The sequence below is a fragment of the Kitasatospora sp. NPDC048722 genome, from assembly GCF_040650235.1.
Taxonomy (GTDB): Bacteria; Actinomycetota; Actinomycetes; order Streptomycetales; family Streptomycetaceae; genus Kitasatospora.
This window is the reverse complement of the sequence record NZ_JBEZGX010000058.1, coordinates 45931-56312: the sequence shown is the minus strand read 5'-3', so window position 1 is coordinate 56312 and position 10382 is coordinate 45931. Positions and strand designations below refer to the sequence as shown.

At 73.6% G+C, this 10382-nt stretch carries 10 protein-coding genes; 6 read left to right on the top strand and 4 right to left on the bottom strand.

Annotation, left to right across the window (positions count from 1 at the left end; all coding sequences use genetic code 11):
- Window positions 1-114 precede the first annotated feature (114 nt).
- Window positions 115-387: a DUF6343 family protein gene (locus AB0C76_RS32580; protein ID WP_359972504.1), complete on the bottom strand. Its 273-nt coding sequence runs from the start codon at window positions 385-387 to the stop codon at window positions 115-117.
- Window positions 388-463: 76 nt separating this feature from the next.
- On the opposite strand from AB0C76_RS32580, the gene AB0C76_RS32575 reads away from it, so the two are divergent.
- A complete protein-coding gene (locus AB0C76_RS32575) occupies window positions 464-724 on the top strand; it encodes an I78 family peptidase inhibitor (protein WP_359972502.1) in 261 nt (86 codons plus the stop codon).
- Window positions 725-757: 33 nt separating this feature from the next.
- Here AB0C76_RS32575 and AB0C76_RS32570 read toward each other — a convergent pair whose 3' ends face one another.
- Both AB0C76_RS32570 and fabG read right to left on the bottom strand, forming a co-directional pair.
- Window positions 758-1585 (bottom strand): phosphatase PAP2 family protein, encoded by an 828-nt coding sequence (locus AB0C76_RS32570; protein WP_359972500.1) that lies wholly within the window; start codon window positions 1583-1585, stop codon window positions 758-760.
- Between the two features lie 244 nt (window positions 1586-1829).
- Window positions 1830-2594, bottom strand: a complete 765-nt coding sequence (gene fabG, locus AB0C76_RS32565) for a 3-oxoacyl-ACP reductase FabG (RefSeq protein WP_359972498.1) — start codon at window positions 2592-2594, stop codon at window positions 1830-1832.
- A 405-nt stretch (window positions 2595-2999) separates the two neighbouring features.
- On the opposite strand from fabG, the gene AB0C76_RS32560 reads away from it, so the two are divergent.
- Window positions 3000-3863: a MarR family winged helix-turn-helix transcriptional regulator gene (locus AB0C76_RS32560; protein ID WP_359972496.1), complete on the top strand. Its 864-nt coding sequence runs from the start codon at window positions 3000-3002 to the stop codon at window positions 3861-3863.
- A 307-nt stretch (window positions 3864-4170) separates the two neighbouring features.
- On the opposite strand, the gene AB0C76_RS32555 is transcribed toward AB0C76_RS32560, so the two are convergent.
- Window positions 4171-5034: an aldo/keto reductase gene (locus tag AB0C76_RS32555; protein ID WP_359972494.1), complete on the bottom strand. Its 864-nt coding sequence runs from the start codon at window positions 5032-5034 to the stop codon at window positions 4171-4173.
- A 445-nt stretch (window positions 5035-5479) separates the two neighbouring features.
- Between AB0C76_RS32555 and AB0C76_RS32550 the strand changes: the two genes are divergently transcribed.
- From AB0C76_RS32550 to AB0C76_RS32535, 4 genes are all read left to right on the top strand, one after another.
- Entirely contained in the window at window positions 5480-7339 is a 1860-nt protein-coding gene (locus tag AB0C76_RS32550) for an ABC transporter ATP-binding protein (RefSeq protein ID WP_359972492.1), read from the top strand.
- A 43-nt stretch (window positions 7340-7382) separates the two neighbouring features.
- Window positions 7383-9155: an ABC transporter ATP-binding protein gene (locus tag AB0C76_RS32545; protein WP_359972490.1), complete on the top strand. Its 1773-nt coding sequence runs from the start codon at window positions 7383-7385 to the stop codon at window positions 9153-9155.
- A gap of 193 nt (window positions 9156-9348) precedes the next feature.
- Window positions 9349-9594, top strand: a complete 246-nt coding sequence (locus AB0C76_RS32540) for a LapA family protein (RefSeq protein WP_359972488.1) — start codon at window positions 9349-9351, stop codon at window positions 9592-9594.
- A 56-nt stretch (window positions 9595-9650) separates the two neighbouring features.
- A complete protein-coding gene (locus AB0C76_RS32535; RefSeq protein WP_359972516.1) occupies window positions 9651-10370 on the top strand; it encodes an amino acid ABC transporter ATP-binding protein in 720 nt (239 codons plus the stop codon).
- The last annotated feature ends 12 nt before the right edge of the window (window positions 10371-10382 follow it).

Genomic DNA, 10382 nt, shown 5'->3' with positions numbered 1-10382 from the left:
TAATCCCTGGCGGGCCGCGCGGGCCACCTGCGATGCTGATCGGCAGTCAGGGAGCATCCGGCACGGGAGAACGGACGCACCCGGTGAAGGGCGGGCTCCGGGGGAGACACCGCGTCAGAGCTCGGTCCGGCGGCGCCGGATGACCACGACGAGATCGACGACGGCGAACAGGGTGAGCAGGCCCATCGCGACCGCGAAGCCGGTGAGGGTGCCGCTGCTCGGGGCCCCGTACGACGGGGAGTTCGCCGCCCAGACCGCGAAGACCACCGTCGAGATCGCGAACAGCGGGGTGAAGGTGAGCGACAGCAGGTAGCGGAGCTTGAGGTCGCTGCGGGCGTTCGAGGGTTCGGTGCCGCTGCGCCAGCGCCGCGGGGTGGTGGTGCGCATGCCCGTTCACCTCCCGGCCGTACGGGTGCGGGCTACGATTCCAGCGTACGTCCGAGGGACGGGCCGGGGAGGGGCGATGACGGGATCGGGCAGGGTGGGACCGGGGGCCGGCGGCGGCGATCAGGGGGGCGCGGGCCGTGCCTGGGACGGGCCGGAGGGGGACGCCGAGGGCTATGCGGGACTGCGGATCGAGCGGGCGCGGGAGCTGGCCCGCCGGCACGGGTGGGCCTCGGTCCGGGTGCTGGAGCCGGACGCGATGATCACCATGGAGTACCGGGAGGGGCGGCTCAACCTCGCGGTGCGCGACGGCGTGGTGGAGCGCAGCTGGGAGGGGTGAGGCGCCGTGCCGGGTCGTTGACCCGGCCGTCGCTCAGCGGTTCCGGACGTCCCGGCGGCTTCCGCGCCCGCGGCTGGTGATCCACTGCTCGGCCGTGGTGACGAGCGGCTCCAGCAGCGGCAGCGAAAGCAGCACCAGCAGTCCGGCGGCCCAGCCGGCCAGGACGTCGGTGACCCAGTGGGTGCCCAGGTAGACGGTGGTCAGGCCGATCGAGCAGGCGGTGGCGGCGGCGATCAGCGCGCCGGTGCGGCGCCAGCGGGCGGCGAGGTAGGCGAGCACGCCCCAGGTGACCACGGCGTTGGCGGTGTGGCCGGAGGGGAAGATCGTGCCGCCGGAGAAGAGTTCGGGGGAGCCGACGTACTGGGCGTAGTGCGGGCCGAGCCGACCGGTGACGATCTTGACGGCGCCGACGGTGACGTTGAGCAGCAGCAGGGCGATGCCCATCACCAGGAGCGGGCGCAGACGGCCGAGCCGGTGGGCGCGCCAGCCGAGCCAGGCGAAGGCGGCGATCGCGGAGGGGCCGCGCTGGCCGGCCACCACCCAGGTGTCGAGCAGCGGTTCCAGGCTGGGCCAGCGTTCGTAGGGGCGCAGCAGGCGGACCGACCAGTCGAGGTCGACGAGGGCGGTGTTGAGGAGTACACCGGCGAGTACCAGCAGGTAGCAGGCGCAGGTGGCGAGGAGCAGGAGCGCGCGGCGGCGGCTCATCGGGGGCCAGCCGGTCTCGGCGGCGGCCGGGCCGAGCGGCGCGCGGCCCTCCGGGGCCGGGCGCACGGGCCGGTCCTGGGCCGGCCGGCCGGGGCGGCGGGAGGTGTTCTCCGGGCCCTGCTTCGGGAATTGCCGGGAGGCACTCGGGGCTTGCACGGGGGTGACCCTACCCATCCGTCCGGTGCCATTTCGGAGGGAATTGTCATTTCCCCGGGAAATCGACAATCGGGTAGACGGAGGATGGTCCGGGGAGTGATTTCGGCTAATCCTCGATCGAAAGTCCGTGTGGTGTTCGAATCATCCTTCAAAAGAGTCGGTAAAAAGAACGGGGCGGTCGGCCGGTCTGCCCGGCCGCCCGCCCCGTGGTCACCCTGTGTAGGTTCCGTGCTCAGTCGAGGGGTCAGTCGAGGGGGCCACCCGCGACGTAGATCACCTGACCGGAGACGAAGCCGGCGCCTTCGCTCGCGAGGAAGGAGATGGTGTGGGCCACGTCCTCAGGCAGACCGACCCGCTGGACCGGGATCTGAGAGGCGGCGGCCCGCTTGAAGTCTTCGAAGTCCATGCCGACCCGGGCCGCGGTGGCCGCGGTCATGTCCGTGGCGATGAAGCCCGGGGCGACGGCGTTGGCGGTGATGCCGAACTTGCCGAGCTCGATGGCCAAAGTCTTGGTGAAGCCCTGCAGGCCCGCTTTGGCGGCCGAGTAGTTGGCCTGGCCGCGGTTGCCCTGGGCGGATGAGGAGGACAGGTTGACGATGCGGCCGAAACCCGCGTCCACCATGTGCTTCTGCACCGCGCGGGTCATCAGGAAGGCGCCGCGCAGGTGGACGTTCATGACCGTGTCCCAGTCGGACTCGGACATCTTGAAGAGCAGGTTGTCGCGGAGCACTCCGGCGTTGTTGACCAGGACGACGGGGGCGCCGAGCTCGGCCACCACGCGGTCCACGGCGGCCTGGACCTGCCCGGCGTCCGAGACGTCGGCGCCGACCGCGAGGGCCCGGCCGCCCGCGGCGGTGATCCGGTCGACGGTGTCCTTGCCGGCCGCCTCGTCCAGGTCGAGGACGGCGACCGCGTAGCCGTCGGCGGCCAGCCGGAGGGCGGTGGCGGCGCCCAGGCCGCGTCCGGCGCCGGTGACGACGGCGACCCGGGGGGTGCTCTGCTCGGTCATGCTCGCTCTCGTCTCTCTCAGGATTTTCCCAGGGAAGGGCGTCCCCGGGTGACGCTGGCCACACCCTACCGGCGAGTAGGGAGGGCGGCCAGAGCGGAGACGCGCAGGTGACGGTGGGTAAGGACCGACCGGTCGGCTTTCTGCTGAGAACGGGTTACCGAGAGGGCGTGGCGGCGCGTAAATATGCCAATGTTGCCGAACCTGCGTCTACTATCCGCCCCTGCCTGCCAGCGAGGGCCCGCCGTTTGTATAGTGTCCGCCAGCAGCCACCGGCTGCACGGCTGGAGCGCCCTCCCTCATAGCGGGACGCCCACTCGCCGTTACTGCCCCACCCGGGTGTCCCACACACACCGGGTGTGACATCGGGACGGATACATGGTGCTGGGGGAGATCCCGACGACCCGCGTGTCCGCGCGACTGCAGCAGTCGCCCGGACACCTCATCCGCGTTGCACAGCAGGTCCACACACGACTGTGGTCCGAACACGTCGGAGCCGATCTCACGGCTCCGCAGTTCGCCGTCCTGCTGGTCCTCGCGCTGGAACCGGGCGCGGACCAGAGGACGGTCGGCGAGCGAGCCTCGCTGGACAAGGCCACGATGGCGGAGATGGTCGCGCGGCTGGTCCGCCGCGGCCTGGTGCTGAGAAGGCGCGACCCGGCCGACGGCCGGCGCAAGCTCCTCGCTCTGTCGCAGAGCGGGGCCCAGGCGGTGCGCGAGGCCACCGGAGGCGTGGTCCGCGTGCAGCGCACCCTGTTCGAGCCACTCGACGCGGACGAGCAGGTCGAGATCGTCCGGGTGATGGCCAAGATAGCCAGGCTGGAGCCCGCGGCGGTCGTGTACAGCGACGCGCGGCCGATACTGGACGCCCAGCGGGCGATCGGTTACCTGATCAGGGTGAGCCAGCAGGTGCACACCAAGCTCTGGTCGGAGCACGTCGGTTCGGAGCTCACCGCTCCGCAGTACGCGGTGCTCGACGCGCTGGAGCTGGAACCGGGCGCGGACCAGCGCACGGTCGGCGAGCTGGCGTCGCTGGACAAGGCCACGATGGCCGAGATGGTGAGCCGTCTCGTCCGCCGCGGCCTGGTGCAGCGCCGCCGCGATCCCTCGGACGGGCGGCGCAACCTGCTCTCGCTCTCGCCGGCGGGACAGGACCTGCTGCACCGCTCGGCGGCCGGCGTCGCCAAGGTGCAGCAGCTGCTGCTGGCGCCGCTGGAGGAGCACGAGCACGCCCCGGCGCTCGCGCTGATCGGCAAGGCCGCCAGGCTCTAGCTCCACCCTTTTGAGCTCCAGCCAAAACGATTCGCCAACGTACGGACGATCTCGGGTCGGATGGGGGTGGGTCGGGGAGGGCTTCGGGCTCGTGTCGTAGCGATCGTGTGCTCGTGTGCTCACATATGTGCGCCACGGGCCCCTTCCGGACATGCCGAAGACCGCCCACCCCTCAAACGGGGTGGGCGGTCTTTCGATATGACCGTCGGTCCGGTGACCACGGATTCCTGGTGTCGGACACCCGGCCAGGGGTGCCCGGCCGAGGGCGCCTGGCTTCCGGCTGCCCGGCCGGGCAGCCGGGCGGAACTCAGTTCCAGTCGAAGCCCTGCGGATCCGGGCCGATGCGCTCGCCGGTGGCGACGCCGGCGATCGCGGTGAGGTCGTCCGCGTCCAGCTCGAAGCCGGCCACGTCCAGGTTCTCCCGGATGCGGGAGGGGGTGACCGACTTCGGGATCGCGATGATGCCGCTCTGCAGGTGCCAGCGGAGCACGACCTGCGCGACCGTGCGGCCGTGCTTCTCGGCGATCTTCACCAGCGCCGGCTCGGCGAGCAGGTCCTTGCCCTGGCCCAGCGGGCTCCACGCCTCGGTGGCGATGCCGTGCTCGGCGTGGAAGGCGCGCAGCTCCGTCTGGGGGAAGTACGGGTGCAGCTCGACCTGGTTGAGCGCCGGGACGACCGAGGCCTCGTCGATCAGGCGGGTCAGCTGCTCGGGGCCGAAGTTCGAGACGCCGATGGAGCGGGCCCGGCCGTCGGCCTTGAGCTGCTCCAGCGCCTTCCAGACGTTCGGGTAGGTGCCGTGCATCGGGCGCGGCCAGTGGATCAGGTAGAGGTCGACGTACTCCAGGCCGAGCTTGGCCAGCGAGGCGTCGAACTCGCGCAGGACCGCGTCCCGGCCCTGCGCGCCGGACCAGTCGCGGGTGCCGGAGTTCCACAGCTTCGTGGTGATGTAGAGGTCCTCGCGGGCCACACCGCCGGCCAGCGCCTCGGCGACGGCCTGGCCGGTGCCGGTCTCGTTCTCGTAGATCGCCGCGGTGTCGATCGAGCGGTAGCCCGCCTCGATGGCGGCGCGGACGGCCGGAGTGGCCTCCGCGTCCGGGACCTGCCACACGCCGAAGCCGAGCTGCGGGATCCGCGTGCCGTCGTTCAGGGTCACGGTGGGGATGTTGCTCACGGGAAGGGGTGCCCTCCTGGTCGACCATGGGTTCCAGTGGGGCAACCGGAACTCCGGGGGGTTTGTTCCCGCCGTTCGGGTGAACCTTCCGGGGCCGTGGGCCGGCCGGGCGGGGAACCGCGGGGGCGGGCCCGGAAAACCTGTTGCGCGGATCACACCGGGGTTGGCAGGCTCGCGGCCATGACCTCCTGAGACACGGGCCCTTCGTGCCCTCCCCAATCCCGCCCCGGCCGCTGCCGGGCGCGTTTTCGCCGCCGTGTCGCCCGCGCCGCCCGTGGCGCGCGGCGCCTCGAACCAACCCGAAGCCTCCCGGACCGTGCGCACCGCGGACTGCTCGTCGCAGGCCGCGTGCCGCCGAACCGGCGCGCCGCTGTTCCGCGTGCCGCCGTTCCGCGCGCCGACCGGGCCCCAGGACCGTCCCCCGAACCACCGGCATCGGAGTGTCATGCCGCTCGCATCCCTCCCCCTGGCCGATCCCGGCCGTCCCGACCTCTCCTCACCCCTCGCCCTCCTGCGCTGGCTCCAACGCGCCCAGCGGCGCGGGCAGGTGCTCTCCACCTGCTGGGCGCTGCTGGAGATGGGCGGTCAGGCCGCCCTGCCCGTACCGCTCGGGCACGGCGTCCAGGCCGCCGTGGACGGCGACGCGGGCGGGATCTGGCGGGCCGGCGCCCTCGTGGTGCTGCTCGCCGCCGCCGCCTCGCTCGGGACCGTCCTGCTGCACCGCCAGGCGGTCTGGAACTGGATCCACGCCGCCACCCACGTACGGCAGTTGGTCGCCCGGCAGGCCTCGCACCTCGGCGCCGGGCTGTCCCGGCGGATCGCCACTGGCGAGGTCGTCGCGGTCGGCAGCGGGGACGTCGAGCGGATCGGCTGGTACGTCGAGCTCGTCGCCCGCGTCCGGGCCGCGGTGATCGTCTGGCTGGCCGTCAGCGCGGTGGTGCTGGTGACCGAACCGGTGCTCGGCCTCGGCGTGCTGCTCGGCGTGCCGGTGCTCGCGGCCTCCGTCTGGCCGTTGATCGGGCCGTTCGAGCGGCGCTACGAGAAGCAGCGCGCGCTCGGCGGCAAGGCCACCGAACTGGCCGCCGACACCGTCGCCGGGCTGCGGGTGCTGCGCGGCATCGGCGGCGAGGAGCTGTTCCTGGAGCGCTACCGCGCGGCCTCCCAGAAGGTCCGTGCCGCGGCCGTCCGCTCGGCCCGGCTGTGGTCCCTGATGCAGGCCCAACAGGTGCTGCTGCCCGGCCTGTTCGTCGTCGGGGTCACCTGGTACGGGGCCCGGCTGGCGGCCTCCGGGGAGCTGGCCGTCGGCACCCTGATCGCCGTGTACGGCGCCACCGCCTTCCTGGCGGCGCCGCTGCGGATCCTCGGCGAGGCCGCGCACGCCTGGAGCGTCGCCCGGGTCTCCGCGGGCCGGGCCGTCCGGGTGCTCTCGCTGCGCCGGACCAGCGGCGCGGCCGAGGCCGCGCTCACCCGGCCGGCCAACTCCGACCTGCACGATCCGGCGACGGGGCTGACCGCGCGGGCCGGCGAGCTGACCGCCGTGGTCTGCGGCGACCCGGACTTCGCCGGGGCGCTCGCCGAGCGGCTCGGCGGGCACGTGCCGGCGGCCGAGGAGGAACGGCAGCCCTCCGCCCGGCTCGGCGGGACGGAGCTGGACGCGGTGCCGCTGGGCGAGGCGCGGGCCGCGGTGCTGGTCCACGACAAGGAACCGGTGCTGCTCTCCGGCACGCTGGCCGGGCTGTTCGACATCCCGTCCTCGGGCCGGGTCCCGGTGGCCGAGGCGCTCGCGGCCGCCCGCTCCGACGACGTGCTGGAGGCCCTGGTCGAGGGCTCGCCGGAGTGCGGGGGAGACCCGATGCGCGCCCGGATCACCGAGCGCGGCCGGTCCCTGTCCGGCGGCCAGCGCCAGCGGCTCGCACTGGCCCGCGCGCTGCTGGCCGACCCGCCGGTGCTCGTCCTGGACGAGCCCACCAGCGCGGTCGACGCCCACACCGAGTCGCGGATCGCCACCGGTCTGCGGGACGTCCGGGCCGGGCGCACCACGGTGGTGTTCGCGACCAGCCCGCTGCTGCTCGACCAGGCGGACCGGGTGGTGCTGGTCCGCGACGGCCGGGCGGTCGTGGCAGGGCGGCACCGCGAGCTGATGCGGACGGAGCCCGCGTACCGGGCGGTGGTCACCCGTGAGGAGGAGGCCGCGCCCGGGGCTCCTGCCCGGGGGGAGACCGTCGCGGGGGCGGCCGCCCGGGGCGGGGAGGCCCTGCCCGGGGCGGAGGCGGCTTCCGTGGGGGCCGGGGAGGGGGCCGCGTGAGCACGCCCGTCAACTGTCCAGCGAAGCGAGCGAGGAGTACGTCATGAAGCCCCCTCTGCATCAGGAGCAGGGGCCGGCCGCCACCCTGCCGGTCGGCTCCCCGGCCGCCGTGCGCGCGTACCTGCGGCTGCTCGCGCGACGCCACCGCGGGGCCTTCTCCGGGGTGGTGGCGCTGCACTCGGTCGCCACGCTCGCCGGGCTGGTCGGGCCCTGGGTGCTCGGCGGGCTGGTCGAGTCGCTGGCCGCGGACGGCGCGCGGGCCTCCATCGGGGTGGCCGTCGGCTGGTACCTGCTGGCGCTGGCGGTGCAGTCCGCCTTCACCGGCTGGTCCCGGATGCGCGGCGCGATCCTCGGCGAGCGGGTCCTCGCAGACCTGCGCGAGGACTTCCTGATCCGCTCGGTCGGGCTGCCCACCGGCGTCCTGGAGCGGGCCGGCACCGGCGACCTCGTCTCCCGTGGTACCACGGACATCGACCGGCTGGACAAGTCCGTGCGCGAGGCGGTGCCCGAACTCGCGGTCGCCGTCGTGTCGTTGCTGCTCGTCCTCGGCGCCCTGCTGGTCACCTCGCCGCTGCTCGCGCTCACCTCGCTGGTCGGGCTGCCGCTGCTGCTGGCCAGCTCCCGCTGGTACTTCCGGCGCGCGCCGCAGTCCTACCGCAACGAGTCCGCCGGGTACGCCGCGGTGAACACCGTGCTCGCCGAGACGGTGGACGCCGGGCGGACGGTCGAGGCGCTGCGCCTGGGCGACCAGCGGGTCCGGCTGACGGACCGCAAGCTGCGCGAGTGGCTGGCCTGGGAACGGTACACGCTGTGGCTGCGCTCGGTGTGGTTCCCGACCGTCGACGCGGTCTACGCCTCTGCGGTGCTGGCCACGCTGGTGCTCGGCGGCCTGTTCACCCTCCGCGGGTGGATCACCGTCGGCCAGCTGACCACCGGAGTGCTGTACGCCCAGATGCTCACCGGCCCGGTCGACCTGATCCTGCGCTGGTACGACGAGCTGCAGATCGGGCAGGCTTCGCTGGCCCGGCTGGTCGGCGTCCGCGAGGTGCCGGAGCACGAGGGCGACGAGGGCGTGCGCCCGGACGGCCGCCGGGTCGAGGCCACGGACGTGCGGTTCGGCTACCGCGAGGGCGCGGACGTCCTGCACGGGATCAGCCTGGACGTCGCCCCGGGCAGCCGGGTGGCGCTGGTCGGGCCGTCCGGGGCGGGCAAGTCCACCCTCGGGCGGCTGCTGGCCGGGATCTACGCGCCCGGCCGGGGCAGCGTCACGCTCGGCGGGGCGGCGCTCGCGCGGATGCCGGCCGAGCGGGTCCGGGCCGAGGTGGCGCTCGTCAACCAGGAGCACCACGTCTTCGTGGGCACGCTGCGGGACAACCTGCGGCTGGCCGCGCCCGGTGCCGACGACACCGAGCTGCGGGCCGCGCTCGACGCGGTGGACGCCGGCGCCTGGGTGGACGCCCTCCCCGAGGGCCTTGACACCGAGGTCGGCTCCGGCGGCGCCGTGCTGACCCCGCCGCAGGCCCAGCAACTGGCCCTGGCCCGGCTGGTGCTGGCCGATCCGCACACCCTCGTGCTGGACGAGGCCACCTCGCTGCTCGACCCGCGCGCCGCCCGGCACCTGGAGCGCTCGCTCTCCCGGGTGCTGGAGGGGCGGACGGTCATCGCCATCGCGCATCGGCTGCACACCGCGCACGACGCCGACGTGATCGCGGTGGTCGAGGGCGGGCGGATCAGCGAGTACGGCAGCCACCCGGAGCTGGTCGCGGCCGGCGGTCCGTACGCGGCGCTGTGGCGCTCCTGGCGGGACGAGCGGTAGCACCCGCCCGCTCCGGGGTCGCCCGCTCCGGGGTCGTCCGGGCCCGCGCGGTGCGTGCCCTGCCCGCGCGGTACGTGCCGGGCCCGGACGTCCCAAACCCGCACGGGGCCGGATTACCCCGTGCGGGTTACTCCGCCCGCACGGAAGGGCGCGTAACCGGGCAAACCGGGGCCCGGGCCCGCAGACTGCTCCGGTGACCAAAGTTTCAGGCGGCTCGTCCGGCCCCCAGCGCAGCGAAATCGGCGGGATCCCCACCCGGTACATCGGGATCGGCGTCATCGTCGTCCTCGCGGTGTGGTTCCTGTTCGCCAACCTCGACAGGGTGAAGATCCAGTTCTGGGTGTTCACCGTCACCGCGCCGCTGTGGATCGCCCTGCTGGCCACCCTGCTCGCGGGCGGCGCGCTGGGCTGGCTGCTGAAGGGGCGGCGCGCACGGTGACCGCAGACCCCGGACCCGCACAAGGCGGCGCGTCCGGCTTCGCGCCGCTGATCGAGATGCGCGGCGTCAACAAGCACTTCGGGGACCTGCACGTCCTGCACGACATCGAGCTGACGGTCGGCCGCGGCGAGGTCGTCGTGGTGATCGGACCCTCCGGTTCCGGCAAGTCCACGCTCTGCCGGGCCATCAACCGGCTGGAGCCGATCGAGGCCGGCACCATCCTGATCGACGGCGAGCCGCTCCCCGCGGAGGGCAAGGGGCTGGCCCGGCTGCGGGCCGAGGTCGGGATGGTGTTCCAGTCCTTCAACCTGTTCGCGCACAAGACGGTGCTGCAGAACGTCTCGCTCGCCCAGATCAGGGTGCGCCGCCGGCCGAGGGCGGAGGCGGACGCCAAGTCCCGGACGCTGCTGGAGCGGGTCGGGCTGGCCGACCAGGCCGACAAGTACCCGGCGCAGCTGTCCGGCGGCCAGCAGCAGCGCGTGGCGATCGCCCGTGCGCTGGCGATGGACCCGAAGGCGCTGCTGTTCGACGAGCCCACTTCGGCCCTCGACCCCGAGATGATCAACGAGGTGCTGGACGTCATGCGCCAGCTCGCCCACGAGGGCATGACGATGGTCGTCGTCACGCACGAGATGGGCTTCGCCCGGGCCTCGGCGAACCGGGTGGTCTTCATGGCGGACGGCCGGATCGTCGAGGACCGCGCCCCGGAGGCGTTCTTCGGCGCTCCCGAGAGCGAGCGCGCCCGGGACTTCCTCTCCAAGATCCTGAAGCACTGAGGCGGCGTCGGT